This is a genomic window from Caballeronia sp. AZ10_KS36 (genome assembly GCF_023631105.1).
GTDB lineage: Bacteria > Pseudomonadota > Gammaproteobacteria > Burkholderiales > Burkholderiaceae > Caballeronia.
Window position 1 is genome coordinate 1 of the sequence record NZ_JALQDQ010000023.1, and the last position, 16,018, is coordinate 16,018.

Consider the following 16,018-nt stretch of genomic DNA (forward strand, 5'->3'; position numbering starts at 1 on the left):
CGATGTGTGCCCGAAGGGACTCAACCCGACGAAGGCCATCGGCAAGATCAGGGAAATGCTGGTGCGGCGGGCGGTTTGACAAAGGATGATGACATGGTCGACAAGCAAGACGACTCGCATCAGTCCGACCCTCTTCGCCGTGCGCGTCTTCGCTGGCGCGCGCGGCGCGGCTTGCTGGAAAACGATCTGATCTTCGAGCGTTTTTTCAGCCGATATGAGCATGACCTCAGCGACGCCGACGTGGCCGCATTGACCCGCCTGCTGGAGCTGAGCGACAACGAACTGATGGACCTGCTGCTCGCGCGCACCGAACCGGAAGGCGATCTCGCCACGCCGGACGTGATGCGCCTGCTGCAGTGGCTGCGTTCGGTGTGATTTCGGCAGAGATCCCGGGAGTTTTGCACAATACGCGCAGCAACCGGGCCGAAACACCAAGCGACGACCAGCCTGAGCACTCGCGGCTACCCTGAAGCGTTGCCGCGCAGCTTCCGTCGTGCAAATTATCGAAAACCTGTATCCATACTTCGATTGAGGATGTGCTATGACCCCGTCAGATGTTAAAGCCACGCTATCGTTCAGCGACAACTCGCCGAGCGTCGAAATGCCGATCTACAAGGGCACGATGGGCCCGGACGTGATCGACATCCGCAAGTTGTACGGGCAGACCGGCAAGTTCACGTACGACCCGGGCTTCATGTCGACGGCGGCGTGTAATTCCGCGATCACGTATATCGACGGCGACAAGGGCGAGCTGCTGTATCGCGGCTACCCGATCGAGCAACTGGCCGTGAACGCCGACTTCCTCGAAACCTGCTATCTGCTGCTGAAGGGCGAACTGCCGAACGCGGCGCAGAACAAGGAATTCGTCGACACGGTGACGCGTCACACGATGGTGCATGAGCAGATGCACTTCTTCTTCCGCGGCTTCCGTCGCGACGCGCACCCGATGGCCGTGCTGACCGCGGCAGTCGGCGCGCTGTCGGCGTTCTATCACGATTCGCTCAACATCAACGACCCGCGTCACCGCGAAGTCTCCGCGATCCGCATGATCGCGAAGCTGCCGACGCTCGTCGCGATGGCGTACAAGTTCAGCATCGGCCAGCCGTTCGTGTATCCGCGCAACGAGCTGTCGTACAGCGCGAACTTCATGCACATGATGTTCTCGAACCCGTGCGAAGAGTACAAGGTCAACGACGTGCTGGTGCGCGCGCTCGACCGTATTCTGATTCTGCACGCGGATCACGAGCAGAACGCGTCGACGTCCACCGTGCGTCTCGCGGGCTCGTCGGGCGCGAATCCGTTCGCGTGTATCGCGGCCGGTATCGCGTGTCTGTGGGGCCCGGCGCACGGCGGCGCGAACGAAGCCGCGCTGAACATGCTGGAAGAGATCGGCTCGGTCGAGAACATTCCCGAATTCATCAAGCAGGTGAAGGACAAGAATTCGGGCGTGAAGCTGATGGGCTTCGGCCACCGCGTCTACAAGAACTACGATCCGCGCGCCAAGCTGATGCGCGAAACCTGCCACGAAGTGCTGAACGAGCTCGGCCTGCACGACGACCCGCTCTTCAAGCTCGCGATGGAACTGGAAAAGATCGCGCTGGAAGACGAGTACTTCGTGTCGCGCAAGCTGTACCCGAACGTCGATTTCTACTCGGGTATCGTGCAGCGCGCGCTCGGCATTCCGACGTCGATGTTCACCTGCATCTTCGCAATGGCGCGTACCGTCGGCTGGATCGCGCAGTGGAACGAGATGATTGCGGATCCCGAGCAGAAGATCGGCCGTCCGCGTCAGTTGTTCGTCGGGCATACGCCGCGTGAAGCGAAGCCGCTCGATCAGCGGTAAGCCGATTCACGAATGAAGTAGGGTTGAAGGCCCCGGCGGGCGACTGCCGGGGCCTTTTTGCGTGGTGGATGACAGGATCGACGGGGATACTGATATGCGAACGACTATCGCACCGGTCTGACCAACACATCCGCAATTGTTCACGAGGCACTCAAGGCGCTCGTGCAACGCGAAGCAGCGCGGCGGCTTGCGAGCCTCGGCGGCAGTCAGCCGGACGTTGAAGGCGCTCGCCGTCGTCGGCAGAAAGGGCGTAAAGATCTGGACACGCGATAAGCGCTTGCAGAAAGTCGCGGAAGAACTCGGCGTCAACGCGGTGCTCCAGCATTGAAACGCAAGAAAACGTTAGGCTGGTACTGCCCATCCGGGTACTGATACCACTACCATAACCCCATGTTTTCAATAGCTTTTTTGCCTTAGCCTAGTACCCACGCGGCGCGCGAAGGTGGCATAATCGTCCAACAAGCTGCCGACGAAGCGAAGCAGCGTCATCCCGCAGTCATCTGAGAAGCGCTCACCATGTCCCAGACTCTCTACGACAAGTTGTGGAACTCGCACGTCATCCACACCGAAGAGGACGGCACCTCGATCCTCTATATCGACCGTCATCTGCTGCATGAAGTGACGAGCCCGCAAGCCTTCGAAGGGCTGAAGCTGCATCAGCGTCCCGTCTGGCGCATCAGCGCGAATCTGGCCGTGTCCGATCACAACGTGCCGACCACCGACCGCTCGCAAGGCATCGCCGATCCGGTGTCGAAGCTGCAAGTCGATACGCTCGACGCCAATTGCGACGAGTTCGGCATCACGCAGTTCAAGATGAACGACCTGCGTCAGGGCATCGTGCATATCATCGGGCCGGAGCAGGGCGCGACGCTGCCGGGCATGACCATCGTCTGCGGCGACTCGCACACGTCCACGCACGGCGCGTTCGGCGCGCTCGCGCACGGCATCGGCACGTCGGAAGTGGAGCACGTGCTCGCCACGCAAACGCTCCTGCAAAAGAAGAGCAAGAACATGCTCGTGAAGGTGGAAGGCCCGTTGCCGCGCGGCTGCACGGGCAAGGACATCGCGCTCGCGGTCATCGGCAAGATCGGCACGGCGGGCGGCACGGGCTACGCCATCGAGTTCGGCGGCTCCACCATTCGCGCGCTCAGCATGGAAGGCCGCATGACGGTCTGCAACATGGCGATCGAAGCGGGCGCGCGCGCGGGCATGGTCGCTGTCGACGATACGACCATCAACTATCTGAAGGATCGTCCGTATTCGCCGCAGGGCGTCGAGTGGAATCAGGCAGTCGAGTACTGGCGCACGCTCAAGTCGGACCCGGACGCGCATTTCGATCGCGTCGTGGAAATCAACGCCGCCGAGATCGTGCCGCAAGTCACGTGGGGCACGTCGCCGGAAATGGTGACGTCCATCGACGGTCGCGTGCCCGATCCCGAGCGCGAAAAAGACCCGGTCAAGCGCGATGCCATGGAGCGCGCGCTGCACTACATGGCGCTGCAGCCGAACACGCCGATCGAATCGATCAAGCCGGACAAGATTTTCATCGGCTCGTGCACGAACGCGCGCATCGAAGACCTGCGCGCCGCCGCGTACGTGGTGAAGTCGCTCGGCAAGCGCGTGGCGTCGAACATCCGCACGGCGATGGTCGTGCCGGGCTCCGGTCTCGTGAAGGCGCAGGCCGAGCGCGAAGGGCTCGACAAGATCTTCACCAACGCCGGTTTCGAGTGGCGCGAGCCGGGCTGCTCCATGTGCCTCGCGATGAACGCGGACCGCCTGGAGCCGGGCGAACGCTGCGCATCGACGTCGAACCGCAACTTCGAAGGGCGTCAGGGCGCGGGCGGCCGCACGCACCTCGTCAGCCCGGCGATGGCCGCGGCGGCAGCCATCGAAGGTCACTTCGTCGACGTGCGCAAGCTCGCGTAACCCAACGGGACACAGAGACAGATCATGGAGAAATTCACCGTGCATAGCGGCCTCGTCGCGCCGCTGGACCGCGAGAACGTCGATACCGACGCGATCATCCCGAAGCAGTTTCTGAAGTCGATCAAGCGCACCGGTTTCGGCCCGAACGCGTTCGATGAATGGCGCTATCTGGACGTCGGCCAGCCTGGGCAGGACAACAGCAAGCGTCCGCTGAATCCTGACTTCGTGCTGAACCAGCCGCGCTATCAGGGCGCGTCGATTCTGCTCACGCGCAAGAACTTCGGCTGCGGCAGCTCGCGCGAGCATGCGCCGTGGGCGCTGGAACAGTACGGTTTTCGCGCGATCATCGCGCCGAGCTTCGCGGACATTTTCTATAACAACTGCTTCAAGAACGGCCTGCTGCCGGTGGTGCTGTCGGAGCAACAGGTCGACAAGCTCTTCAACGAGACGTACGCGTTCGTCGGCTTCAAGCTGACCATCGATCTCGAAGCGCAAGTCGTGCGTACGGGCGACGGTACCGAGTACGCGTTCGACGTGCCCGGTTTTCGCAAGTATTGCCTGCTGAACGGTTTCGACGACATCGGTCTCACGCTGCGCCACGCGGACAAGATCAAGCAGTTCGAAGCCGAGCGGCTCGCGAAGCAGCCGTGGCTGAACAATCGGCTCGTCGGATAAACGAAACACGCACACGTAGAAGGAAGCCACATGAAGATTGCAGTGCTCCCCGGCGACGGGATCGGTCCGGAAATCACGGCCGAAGCGGTCAAGGTGCTGAACGCGCTCGGCGAACGATTCGAGCTGGAAGAGGCGCCTGTCGGCGGCGCGGGTTACGAGGCGAAGGGGCATCCGCTGCCCGACGAGACGCTCGCGCTCGCGAAAGAAGCGGACGCGATTCTCTTCGGCGCGGTCGGCGACTGGAAGTACGACTCGCTCGAGCGCGCGCTGCGCCCGGAGCAAGCGATTCTCGGCCTGCGCAAGCATCTGCAGCTCTTCGCGAACTTCCGTCCGGCAATCTGCTATCCGCAACTGACGGCCGCTTCGTCGCTGAAAGCGGAAATCGTGTCGGGGCTCGACATCCTGATCGTGCGCGAACTGAACGGCGACATCTACTTCGGCCAGCCGCGCGGCGTGCGGCAAGCGCCGGACGGCCCGTTCGAAGGCGCGCGCGAAGGTTTCGACACGATGCGCTATTCGGAGCCCGAAGTGCGCCGTATCGCGCACGTCGCGTTTCAGGCCGCGCAAAAGCGCCAGAAAAAGCTGACGAGCGTCGACAAGGCCAACGTGCTGGAAACGTCGCAACTGTGGCGCGACACGATGATCGACGTCGCGAAGGAATACGCGGACGTCGAGCTGTCGCACATGTATGTGGACAACGCGGCGATGCAGCTCGTCAAGGCGCCGAAGGCATTCGACGTGGTCGTGACCGGCAACATGTTCGGCGACATTCTGTCCGACGAAGCCGCGATGCTGACCGGCTCCATCGGCATGCTGCCGTCGGCGTCGCTCGACAAGAACAACAAGGGCCTGTACGAGCCGTCGCACGGTTCCGCGCCGGATATCGCGGGCAAGGGCGTGGCCAATCCGCTCGCCACCATTCTGTCGGCCGCGATGATGCTGCGTTATTCGCTCGGCAAGACTGAGCAGGCGGATCGCATCGAGAACGCCGTGAAGAAGGTGCTGGAGCAGGGCTACCGCACGGGCGATATCGCGACGCAGGACGGCAGGACCGTCGGCACGAAGGAAATGGGCGACGCGGTGCTGGCCGCGCTGTAATGTCCGTCTCGGGATCGCCCGAGTCGGTACAGTTGACGCGCAATTCGCGGCGATTTCACTGGAAAGACGGTACTTCCGACGAAAACGCCGCGTTTCGTGTATATTCTTTGGTCATGGCGAAGAACTTTCAATTCTCTACGGATTGCATCGGCCGCGGCATTGACGCTCGCGCGACCGGCTTCGCCCTCGTCACGCGCATCGACGGCATCGCCACCACTGGCGCTATCGGCACTATCGGCACGTCGAAAACGCGCATTACGAAAGTCTCCATCAAAGCGATCACGATTCGCTGATCGTCCCTCGTGTCCGAGCGTCTTCCCCGCGCGGCCACGCCGGGTAAGGATGCGGGGAAGCCTCAACAAATAAGGTTAGTCATGAACGTAGGTCTCGTGGGTTGGCGCGGCATGGTCGGCAGCGTGCTGATGCAGCGCATGCAGCAGGAAGGCGATTTCGACCTGATCGAACCGGTGTTTTTCAGCACCAGCAATGCGGGCGGCAACGCGCCGTCGTTCGCCAAAAACGAGACGAAGCTCAAAGACGCGACGAGCATCGACGACCTGAAGAAGTGCGACGCCATCATCACCTGCCAGGGCGGCGACTACACGAACGACGTGTATCCGAAGCTGCGCGCGGCGGGCTGGAAGGGCTACTGGATCGATGCGGCCTCGGCGCTGCGCATGAAGGACGACGCGGTCATCATCCTCGATCCGGTGAATCTCGACGTCATTAAGGATTCGCTCGTCAAGGGCGGGCGCGATTTCATCGGCGGCAACTGCACGGTCAGCCTGATGCTGATGGCGTTGGGCGGCCTCTTCCGCGAAAACCTCGTCGACTGGATGACGGCCATGACGTACCAGGCCGCATCGGGCGCGGGCGCGCAGAACATGCGCGAACTGCTGTCGCAAATGGGCGCGCTGAACGCGTCGGTGGCGGGCGATCTCGCGAATCCGTCGTCGGCCATTCTGGATATCGACCGCAAGGTGCTCGCCACGATGAACAGCGACGCCATGCCGACCGACCATTTCGGCGTGCCGCTCGCCGGCTCGCTGATTCCGTGGATCGACAAGGATCTCGGCAACGGCATGTCGAAGGAAGAGTGGAAGGGCGGCGCGGAAACCAACAAGATTCTCGGCAAGCCGGCAATGGGCCAGCCGGGTTCGATTCCGGTCGATGGCCTGTGCGTGCGCATCGGCGCGATGCGCTGCCACTCGCAGGCGCTGACCATCAAGCTCAACAAGGACGTGCCGCTCGACGAAATCAACGGCATTTTGGCTTCGGCGAACGACTGGGTGAAGGTCGTGCCGAACGAGCGCGAAGCGTCGATGCGCGATCTGTCGCCGGCAGTCGTCACCGGCACGCTGACGGTGCCGGTCGGCCGTCTGCGCAAGCTCGCGATGGGCGGCGAATACCTGTCGGCGTTCACCGTCGGCGACCAGCTGCTGTGGGGCGCCGCGGAGCCGTTGCGCCGCATGCTTCGCATTCTGTTGGACAAGTAAAGTAAACTACGCGCCTGAGAGCGCGGACCTCGTCCAGGAAGCGTCGCGTTATCGCGGCGCTTTTTGTTTATGGAGCCGCATTTTTGGGACTGCGAGCGAATCGACCGGTCGTACGATTGGGGCGCGCATCAGTCTTGCTGTTCGTATCAACCTTCGCCGTACTTCTGGAGCTTCAATGATTCGACGACCCCGCCGGTCCTTCATCCCGTCATCGCGTGCGGCGTTTGCCGCGGCCAGCGCCGTTCTGTGCGCGGCGCTCTGGACGAATTCCGGCGCGGCGTTCGCGCAGGCGAGCGGCGCGACAGCCGATACCGCCGCACCCGGCAATGCGCCCGCGCAGCGGTACGCCGTGAAGCCGGGGCAGTCGCTGAGCGATATCGCGGGCGAACTGACCGGTTCGAAAGAGCGGGCCGTGAAGGAGAAGATGGCGCGCGCGCTGTTCGATGCGAACCCGAACGCGTTCGCGGGTCACGACATCAATCGGCTGAAGCTCGGCGCGGTGTTGAACGTTCCGGGCGCGGATGTGGGCGCGGCCTCTGACAACGCAACGCCGCTGGCGTCGGCGCCGCAGGCAGTCCAGCCGAGCGCCCCGTCGGCGAATGCGGCCAGTGCAGCGCAGTCGTCGTCGCCGGCCGTCGAAACCGCGCCGGTTCAGCCGGCGGCGTCCGCCGCCGAACCGGCCGCGAGCGAGCCGGCCACGCCGGCCACGGCTTCGGCGGCATCGCAAGCCGCGCCGGAGGCAGCGCCTGCCGTCGCGCCCGTCGCGAGCGCGCCCGCATCCGATAGCGCGCCGCAAGCCCACGGCGGCATCGATCCGAAGGTGATCGCGCTCGTTCTCGCGGTCATCGCTTTGCTGCTGTTTCTGCTGCTCCGCCGCAACAAGCGCCGCGCTCAGGCCGAAGCCGAAGCCCGCCAGCAGCCGCCCGCGCCGGTTCCCGCGCCGACGCCGCCGCGTCCTGAATCGGCAGCCGATCTCGAAGGCACCGCCGTCGAGCGCGATCAATCCGAACTGAACGCCGTCGCCGCAAGCCTCGCAAGCTACGAAGCGGCGCAGTCTTTCGCGACGCCGTCGGCGGATGACGCGCCCGAGTCCGCCAGAACGCCCGAAGCGCGCACGGACCAGCCGAATCGCACGCAGCCGGCCGAGCCGTTGATTCCGACGCCGCCGGCTGCGGCTCACGCGGCCTTCGTTCCGCCGCTTTCGCACGCAGCAACGGCCGACGCGCAAACGCATGAGGCTCACGAGGCGCATGCGCGCGAAATCGCCGCGCGCGAAGCCGCAGCGCACGAAGCCGAAAAGTGGGAAGCCGAAGAACGCGAAGCCGCCGCGCGGCAGGCCGCCGCGCGAGAAGCGGAGGAGCGCGAAGTTCGCGCGCGTGAAGCCGCAGCGCGCGAAGCATTGGAGCGCGAGCTTGCCGGCCGCGACGAGGCGTCGCGCGAAGCCGCCGAACAGGAAGCGCAGGCGCATCAGGCTCGCGAGGCGGCGGCGCGCGAAATCATCGCTCGCGAAGCCGAGTTGCGCGAAGCGCAGGCGGTTGCCGCCCAGCAGCAAGCGGCGGAGCAGCGCGCAGCGCAACAACGCGCCGTCGAGGAGCAAGCCGCGCGCGACGTCGAGCAGCATCCTGCGGGCGTCGAGGACGACGAACCGGTGTCCGCCGATCGCTTCCCGATGCCCAAGTTTCCGACCGAAGCTGTCCAGGCGCTGGACTCGCTCGACATGAGCCTGCCGCCTCGCATGGAACTGACGCTCGCTCCGCCTTCCGACGACCACGCTCCGCGCCATGACGCGCCATCGCACGCGTCGGTCGGACAGGAGCCGTTCGTTCCGCAGCCGATTGCCGAGACCGACGCGGCCCACGAGGCGCAGGCGTTCGCGCTGCCGTCGGTTGCCGACGAGGTTCACTCGTCTGCCGCCGCGCGTATCGAAGCGGGAACAGCCGGCGCGCCGTCGGTCGCCGGGCTGGGGGCGACGCAGTTCGGCCCGTTGAGTCTCGACTTCAATCTGGACTTGCCATCCAGCCACACGGAGCCGCTGCCCGCGCTGACCGCCGCGCAACTGGCGACCATCGCGCGCAATAAGCTCGAATTGGCGGTGGAATATATCGAATTGGGCGATCTGTCGGGCGCTCGCACGTTGTTGCAGGAAGTGATCGCATCGAACGATCAGGCGACGCGCCAGCAAGCGGCCGGCTTGCTCTCGACGCTCGCGCCGCACTCCTGATATGCGCATAGCGTTGGGCGTTCAGTACGACGGGGCGGGGTTTTGCGGCTGGCAATCGCAGCCGCACGGCAATACGGTGCAGAATGAACTCGAGCGCGCGCTCGCGGAATTCACGCAGACGCCGGTTCAGACGGTCGTCGCCGGACGCACGGACACGGGCGTGCACGGCCTCGGGCAAGTGGTGCACTTCGACACCGAACTGGACCGTACCGATTTTTCGTGGGTGCGCGGGACGAACGCGTTTCTGCCGAGTTCGGTCGCGGTGCAGTGGGCCAAGGCGATGCCCGACGACTTCCACGCCCGTTTCGCGGCCTTCGAGCGCACGTACTTTTACGTTTTGTACGTCAATCCGGTACGTTCACCCATGCTGGCGAAACGCGCGGGCTGGGTGCACACGCCGCTGGACGTCGCCGCCATGCGCGATTCCGCCGGTTGCCTCATCGGCGAGCACGATTTCTCGTCGTTTCGCGCGGCCGATTGCCAGTCGAAGACGCCGGTCAAGCATCTTTATCGGATCGACGTGCGCGAACAGGGCGATTTCATCCACTTTCGGTTTCGGGCGAATGCGTTCCTGCATCACATGGTGCGTAACTTGATGGGCTGCTTCGTGGCGATCGGGCGCGGACGACATCCCGCGTCGTGGATGGCCGACGTGCTCGAAGCGCGCGACCGTCGCGCCGCCGCGCCGACCTTCATGCCCGACGGGCTTTATCTCGCGGAAGTCGGATACCCCGAGCGTTTCGCGGTTCCGCCGCCGCATATCGCAAGCATGCCGTGGAGCGCCGTTTGGGCCGACCAGCCATGACAGATCAAGATTTGCACCGGACCAGAATCAAGCTATGCGGGCTCTCGACAGTTGAGCACGTCGAGCACGCCGTCGCGCTGGGCGCGGATGCCGTGGGTTTCGTCTTCTATCCGCCGAGTCCGCGCTCGCTGACCGTGTCCGAAGCGGCGGAACTGTGCCGCTACGTGCCGCCGCTGGTGGCGGCGGTCGGCCTGTTCGTCAACGCGACGCCGGAATGGGTGCGCGAGGTGACGTCGAACGTGCCGCTCTCGCTGCTGCAATTCCACGGCGACGAAACCCCGGAACAATGCGCCGAACTGGCCGCGATTGCGGGTTTGCCCTGGTGGCGCGCGGTGCGCGTAGGGCCTGATGCGGCCGCAAGCGATTTGGTAGAATCGTCGCTTAACTATGCGGCGGCGGGCGGTATTTTGCTCGACGCTCTCGTCGAGGGCTTCGGCGGCGGTGGAAAGGTATTCGATTGGTCACTTATTCCAACAGATCTCGGGCATCGGGCCGTTTTGAGTGGTGGGTTGAACGCGCAAAACGTCAGTGACGCCATCCGGCGCGTGCGCCCGTTCGCGGTCGATGTCTCGAGCGGCATCGAAGTGCCGGGCGCCAAGGGCGTGAAAGATTCCGCCCGAATGACCGCGTTCGTGCGCGCAGTGCGCGAAGCGGACGCCGGCTGATTCCGACTGCGGGCCAACCATGGCTCGCCACCGAGAGAGTGACGCAATGTACAACTTGCCTGACGAAAGAGGCCACTTCGGCCAATATGGCGGCGTGTTCGTTTCCGAAACGCTTATTCACGCGCTGGACGAACTGCGCCAAGCCTACGACGCAGCCCGCCAGGACCCGGCATTCCAGGCCGAATACGACTACGAACTGAAGCATTACGTCGGCCGTCCTTCCCCGATCTATCACGCGAAACGCTGGAGCGACATGCTCGGCGGCGCGCAGCTTTATCTGAAGCGCGAAGACCTGAATCATACGGGCGCGCACAAGGTCAACAACGTAATCGGGCAGGCGCTGCTCGCGCGCAAGATGGGCAAACCGCGCGTCATCGCCGAGACCGGCGCGGGGCAGCACGGCGTGGCGACCGCGACCATCGCGGCGCGCTTCGGCATGGAGTGCGTGGTCTACATGGGCGCCGAGGACGTGAAGCGACAGGCGGCAAACGTCTATCGCATGAAGCTGCTGGGCGCGACCGTCGTGCCGGTGGAATCGGGCTCGCGCACGCTGAAGGACGCGCTCAACGAGGCCATGCGCGACTGGGTGACGAACGTCGAAAACACGTTCTACATCATCGGCACCGTGGCCGGGCCGCATCCTTATCCGATGATGGTGCGCGACTTCCAGCGCGTGATCGGCGACGAATGCCGCGTGCAGATGCCCGAGATGGCGGGCCGTCAGCCGGATGCCGTGATCGCGTGCGTCGGCGGCGGATCGAATGCAATGGGCATCTTTTATCCGTATATCGAAGATGAAGCCGTGCGTTTGATCGGCGTCGAAGCGGCGGGCGACGGTATCGACACCGGCCGGCACGCGGCGTCGCTCATGGGCGGAAGCCCCGGCGTGCTGCACGGCAATCGCACGTATCTCTTGCAGGACGACAACGGCCAGATCATCGAGACGCACTCGGTGTCGGCGGGGCTCGACTATCCGGGCGTCGGTCCGGAGCACGCGTGGCTGAAGGACGCGGGCCGCGCCGAGTACGTCGGCATCACGGACGACGAGGCGCTCAAGGCGTTCCACGACTGCTGCCGTATCGAGGGCATCATTCCGGCGCTGGAGTCGAGTCACGCGCTGGCGTACGGCGCGAAGCTCGCGAAAACGCTGCCGCGCGACAAGGTGCTGCTCGTCAACCTGTCGGGCCGCGGCGACAAGGACATGCACACGGTCGCCGAGCGATCGGGCATCCAGTTCTAAGCCGCAGATGCGCACCGTTATCGACGAACCGATGTCCGCCGGCGCGCTGCAAGGCGTCGGCATCGACATTCGGAACCGCGATTTTCTCGCCGATGCCGCCTCCGTTCCCGATGCGTCGATCGATCTGATCGTCGCCGACCCGCCTTATGGGCTCGGCAAGGACTACGGGAACGACTCGGACATGCTGTCCGGCGAAGCCTTTCTTGCGTGGACGTATCGCTGGCTGGACATCGCGATACCGAAGCTGAAGAAAAGCGGGTCGATGTACATCTTCTGCACCTGGCAGTATTCGCCCGAACTGTTCGTGTTCCTGAAGCGCCGGATGACGATGGTCAACGAGATCGTCTGGGACCGGCGCGTGCCGAGCATGGGCGGAACCACGCGCAAATACACGTCGGTGCACGACAACATCGGCTATTTCGCGGTGTCGAAGGATTACTACTTCGATCTTGATCCGGTGCGCATTCCCTACGACGCAGCGACGAAAAAGGCGCGCTCGCGCAAGATTTTCGAAGGCAGCAAGTGGCTCGAAATGGGCTACAACCCGAAGGACGTCTGGTCCGTGTCGCGGCTGCATCGGCAGCACGCGGAGCGGGTCGATCATCCGACGCAAAAGCCGCTGGAGATCGTCGAGCGCATGGTGCTGGCGAGTTGTCCGCCGGGCGGCCGCGTGCTCGATCCGTTCATGGGTAGCGGCACGACCGCCGTTGCCTGCGCGCGCCACGGCCGGCTTTTCACGGGCTTCGAGATCAACGCGGACTACTGCGCGATTGCGGAAAACCGCCTGGCGAAGCTCGATGCGCCGCTGACGGCCGAGACCGAGACCGCCGAATAGCGCGCGAGCCGCAGCTTCGTCGCTGATCGCGTCGATGATCGACGCTAACGAATACGCTTACGAGAATTCTCATGTCCCGTATCAAGAACACTTTCGCGACGCTTGCCGCGCAAGGCCGCAAAGGGCTGATTCCGTTCATCACCGCGGGCGATCCGAACCCCGAGCAAACCGTCGAATTCATGCACGCGCTCGCCAGGGGCGGCGCGGACGTCATCGAACTGGGCGTGCCGTTTTCCGATCCGATGGCCGATGGCCCCGTCATCCAGCGTTCGTCGGAGCGCGCGCTGGCGCGCGGCGTCACGCTCAAGCGCGTGCTCGCCGATGTGGCGCGCTTTCGCGAGACCGACGCCGACACGCCCGTCGTGCTGATGGGCTACGCGAATCCGATCGAACGCATGGGCGCCGACGCGTTCGCGCAAGCCGCGAAAGAGGCGGGCGTGGACGGCGTGCTCGTCGTCGACTATCCGCCGGAGGAAGCCAGCGATTTCGGCGCGACGATGCGCGCGGCCGGCATCGATCCGATTTTTCTGCTCGCGCCCACATCGACCGACGAGCGCGTGGCGGCGGTCGGCAAGATCGCGAGCGGCTACGTGTATTACGTGTCGCTCAAGGGTGTGACCGGCGCGGCAAATCTGGACGTTTCCAGCATCGCGAGTAAAATCCCGGCCATCAAGTCGCAGGTGCCGCTGCCGGTCGGCGTCGGTTTCGGCATTCGCGACGCAGAGACGGCCCGCGCCGTCGCCGAAGTCGCGGACGCGGTCGTCATCGGAAGCCGGCTCGTGCAGTTGCTCGAAGAGGCGCCGCCGGACACGGCCGCCGCGTCGCTCACGAGCTTCATCGCGGAAATTCGCGCGGCGCTCGATTCCGCCAAATAACATGTGCCGCCGCGGCCGTCTTCGACGGTGCGCGGCGCTGCCCCGATCAGTCAAGGAACAACGATGAGCTGGCTCGACAAACTGCTGCCGCCCAAGATCAAGCAAACCGATCCCAAGAACCGCAAGGGCATCCCGGAAGGGCTGTGGGTGAAGTGTCCGTCGTGCGAGGCGGTGCTGTACCGCAACGACGTCGAGGCGAATCTGCATGTTTGCCCGAAGTGCAGCCACCACATGCGTATCGGCGCGCGCGAGCGGCTCGACCGCCTGCTGGACCCGGAAGGCCGCTATGAAATCGGCCAGGAAATCGTGCCGGTCGACGCGCTGAAGTTCAAGGACAGCCGCAAGTATCCGGACCGCCTGAAAGAGGCGATGGAAGACACCGACGAAACCGACGCGATGGTCGTCATGGGCGGCGCGATCCATACGCTGCCGTGCGTGGTCGCGTGCTTCGAGTTCGCGTTCATGGGCGGCTCGATGGGCTCGGTGGTCGGCGAACGCTTCGCTCGGGGCGCGCGCAACGCGCTGGAGCAGAATGTGCCGTTCATCTGCTTTACGGCGTCGGGCGGCGCGCGCATGCAGGAAAGCCTGCTTTCGCTGATGCAGATGGCGAAGACCACCGCCATGCTGACCAAGCTGGCCGACGCGAAACTGCCGTTCATCTCGGTGCTCACCGACCCGACGATGGGCGGCGTGTCCGCGAGCTTCGCGTTCCTGGGCGACGTCGTGATCGCGGAGCCGAAGGCGCTGATCGGCTTCGCCGGCCCGCGCGTGATCGAGCAGACGGTGCGCGAGAAGCTGCCCGAAGGCTTCCAGCGCGCGGAATTCCTGTTGCAGAAGGGCGCGATCGACATGATCGTGGATCGCCGCAAGATGCGCGAAGAAATCGCACAGTTGATGGCGCTGATGACGCGACAGCCGGCCGATTCGGTGGCTTGACGCCGTTTTGTGCCCGCGCCGCGCCGCGCGTGAACCGCGAGGTTCCGCGCGGCGTTTTTGCTTTTCCGACTACCGAACATGACCACATTTCCCACTCTCGACGCGTGGCTCGCCCATCTGGAAGCGGCGCATCCGGTCGGCATCGACATGGGCCTTGCGCGCATCGGGCGCGTCAAGGAGGCGCTCGGCCTGCGCTTCGACTGCCCGGTGATCACCGTCGGCGGCACGAACGGCAAGGGCTCGACGTGCGCGATCCTCGAAAGCATTCTGCTGCGCGCGGGCTATCGCGTGGGCTGCCATACGTCGCCGCATCTGCTGTCTTTCAACGAGCGCGCGCGTATCGACGGCGCTGAAGCCACCGACGCCGAGTTGCTGGAACACTTCGAAGCCGTCGAGAAGGCGCGCGTCAGCTTGGCCGATCCCGTCTCGCTGACGTATTTCGAATTCACGACGCTCGCCATCCTGCATCTGTTCGCGTCGCGCGGGCTGGATGTGGTGATCCTCGAAGTGGGGCTCGGCGGGCGGCTGGACGCGGTGAATATCGTCGATACGGACTGCGCCGTGGTGACGAGCATCGATATCGACCATGCGGACTATCTGGGCGACACGCGAGAGAAAATCGGCTTCGAGAAGGCGGGCATCTTCCGTACGGGCAAGCCTGCCGTGTGCGGCGATCCATCGCCGCCGCAGACGCTGATCGACCATGCCGCCGCCGTGGGCGCGGATCTGTGGCTAGTCGGCCGCGATTTCCGCTATGAAGCGCAGCCGGGCAACGAACGTCAGCAGTGGAGCTACATCGGCCGCACGCAGCGGCGCGCGGCGCTCGCGTACCCGGCGCTGCGCGGGGCGAATCAGCTCATCAACACGTCGGCGGCGCTCGCCGCGCTGGAGGCGCTGCGCGACCGGCTGCCGGTGTCCGCGCAGGATATTCGTCTGGGGCTCGCGAACGTGGAATTGCCGGGGCGCTTTCAGGTGCTGCCGGGCAAGCCGCAGATCATTCTCGACGTGGCGCACAATCCGCACGCCGCCGCCGTGCTGGCGCAAAACCTCGGCAACATGGGTTATTTCCCGTACACCTACGCGGTTTTCGGCGCGATGGGCGACAAGGACATCGAGGGCATCGTGAAGCAGCTCGCGGGCGAAATCGACCACTGGAACGTGACCGCGCTGCCGACGCCGCGTGCGGCCGCCGCCGACCGTCTGGAAGCCGTCCTGCGCGATGCCGGTGTCAACGACGGCCCCGACAGCAGCGTTGCTCGATTCGAGACCCCGGCGGATGCATTTCGAGACGCGTTAAGCCGCGCGTCCGAAAATGATAGAATCGTGGTTTTCGGTAGTTTCTATACGGTGGCTGGCGTCATGGCCTACCGTAAATCGCAGCATCACTAAGACGGCAGCCCGTC

The 16,018-nt window shown here is 64.4% G+C and carries 15 protein-coding genes and 2 pseudogenes; all 17 read left to right on the forward strand.

The annotated features are described in order from the left end of the window. Positions 1–79: pseudogene (gene sdhB / locus NCR35_RS14555) on the forward strand (succinate dehydrogenase iron-sulfur subunit); the annotation flags it as partial. Between the two features lie 14 nt (positions 80–93). After that, complete coding sequence (locus NCR35_RS14560; protein ID WP_175940910.1) at positions 94–375, forward strand: FAD assembly factor SdhE; 282 nt, start codon at positions 94–96, stop codon at positions 373–375. A gap of 166 nt (positions 376–541) precedes the next feature. After that, positions 542–1,843, forward strand: coding sequence for a citrate synthase (gene gltA, locus NCR35_RS14565; RefSeq protein WP_244849784.1), 1,302 nt, complete (start codon positions 542–544; stop codon positions 1,841–1,843). 111 nt (positions 1,844–1,954) lie between these two features. Beyond that, positions 1,955–2,116: pseudogene (locus NCR35_RS30085) on the forward strand (hypothetical protein); the annotation flags it as partial. A gap of 243 nt (positions 2,117–2,359) precedes the next feature. Next, positions 2,360–3,769, forward strand: coding sequence for a 3-isopropylmalate dehydratase large subunit (gene leuC / locus NCR35_RS14575; protein WP_175940912.1), 1,410 nt, complete (start codon positions 2,360–2,362; stop codon positions 3,767–3,769). A gap of 24 nt (positions 3,770–3,793) precedes the next feature. Continuing rightward, complete coding sequence (gene leuD, locus NCR35_RS14580; RefSeq protein ID WP_175940913.1) at positions 3,794–4,444, forward strand: 3-isopropylmalate dehydratase small subunit; 651 nt, start codon at positions 3,794–3,796, stop codon at positions 4,442–4,444. 30 nt (positions 4,445–4,474) lie between these two features. Continuing rightward, positions 4,475–5,542 (forward strand): 3-isopropylmalate dehydrogenase, encoded by a 1,068-nt coding sequence (leuB, locus tag NCR35_RS14585; RefSeq protein WP_250534874.1) that lies wholly within the window; start codon positions 4,475–4,477, stop codon positions 5,540–5,542. Positions 5,543–5,574: 32 nt separating this feature from the next. Then, positions 5,575–5,835: a hypothetical protein gene (locus NCR35_RS14590; protein WP_250534875.1), complete on the forward strand. Its 261-nt coding sequence runs from the start codon at positions 5,575–5,577 to the stop codon at positions 5,833–5,835. Between the two features lie 81 nt (positions 5,836–5,916). Next, positions 5,917–7,038, forward strand: a complete 1,122-nt coding sequence (asd, locus tag NCR35_RS14595; protein WP_250534876.1) for an aspartate-semialdehyde dehydrogenase — start codon at positions 5,917–5,919, stop codon at positions 7,036–7,038. A gap of 175 nt (positions 7,039–7,213) precedes the next feature. Continuing rightward, entirely contained in the window at positions 7,214–9,259 is a 2,046-nt protein-coding gene (locus NCR35_RS14600) for a FimV/HubP family polar landmark protein (RefSeq protein WP_250534877.1), read from the forward strand. Position 9,260: 1 nt separating this feature from the next. Continuing rightward, positions 9,261–10,064 (forward strand): tRNA pseudouridine(38-40) synthase TruA, encoded by an 804-nt coding sequence (gene truA / locus NCR35_RS14605; protein ID WP_250534878.1) that lies wholly within the window; start codon positions 9,261–9,263, stop codon positions 10,062–10,064. After that, positions 10,061–10,729, forward strand: a complete 669-nt coding sequence (locus tag NCR35_RS14610; RefSeq protein ID WP_250534879.1) for a phosphoribosylanthranilate isomerase — start codon at positions 10,061–10,063, stop codon at positions 10,727–10,729. The genes truA and NCR35_RS14610 overlap by 4 nt, the downstream gene beginning before the upstream one ends. A 46-nt stretch (positions 10,730–10,775) precedes the next feature. After that, positions 10,776–11,969, forward strand: a complete 1,194-nt coding sequence (gene trpB / locus NCR35_RS14615) for a tryptophan synthase subunit beta (protein WP_250534880.1) — start codon at positions 10,776–10,778, stop codon at positions 11,967–11,969. A 7-nt stretch (positions 11,970–11,976) separates the two neighbouring features. Next, positions 11,977–12,804 (forward strand): DNA-methyltransferase, encoded by an 828-nt coding sequence (locus NCR35_RS14620; protein ID WP_250534881.1) that lies wholly within the window; start codon positions 11,977–11,979, stop codon positions 12,802–12,804. A 71-nt stretch (positions 12,805–12,875) separates the two neighbouring features. After that, positions 12,876–13,679, forward strand: coding sequence for a tryptophan synthase subunit alpha (trpA, locus tag NCR35_RS14625; RefSeq protein ID WP_250534882.1), 804 nt, complete (start codon positions 12,876–12,878; stop codon positions 13,677–13,679). Positions 13,680–13,742: 63 nt separating this feature from the next. Further along, entirely contained in the window at positions 13,743–14,615 is an 873-nt protein-coding gene (accD, locus tag NCR35_RS14630; RefSeq protein WP_244849793.1) for an acetyl-CoA carboxylase, carboxyltransferase subunit beta, read from the forward strand. Between the two features lie 78 nt (positions 14,616–14,693). Continuing rightward, positions 14,694–16,004 carry a bifunctional tetrahydrofolate synthase/dihydrofolate synthase gene (gene folC / locus NCR35_RS14635; RefSeq protein ID WP_250534883.1) on the forward strand — a complete coding sequence of 437 codons (1,311 nt, stop codon included), beginning with the start codon at positions 14,694–14,696 and terminating at the stop codon, positions 16,002–16,004. Positions 16,005–16,018: the final 14 nt, after the last annotated feature.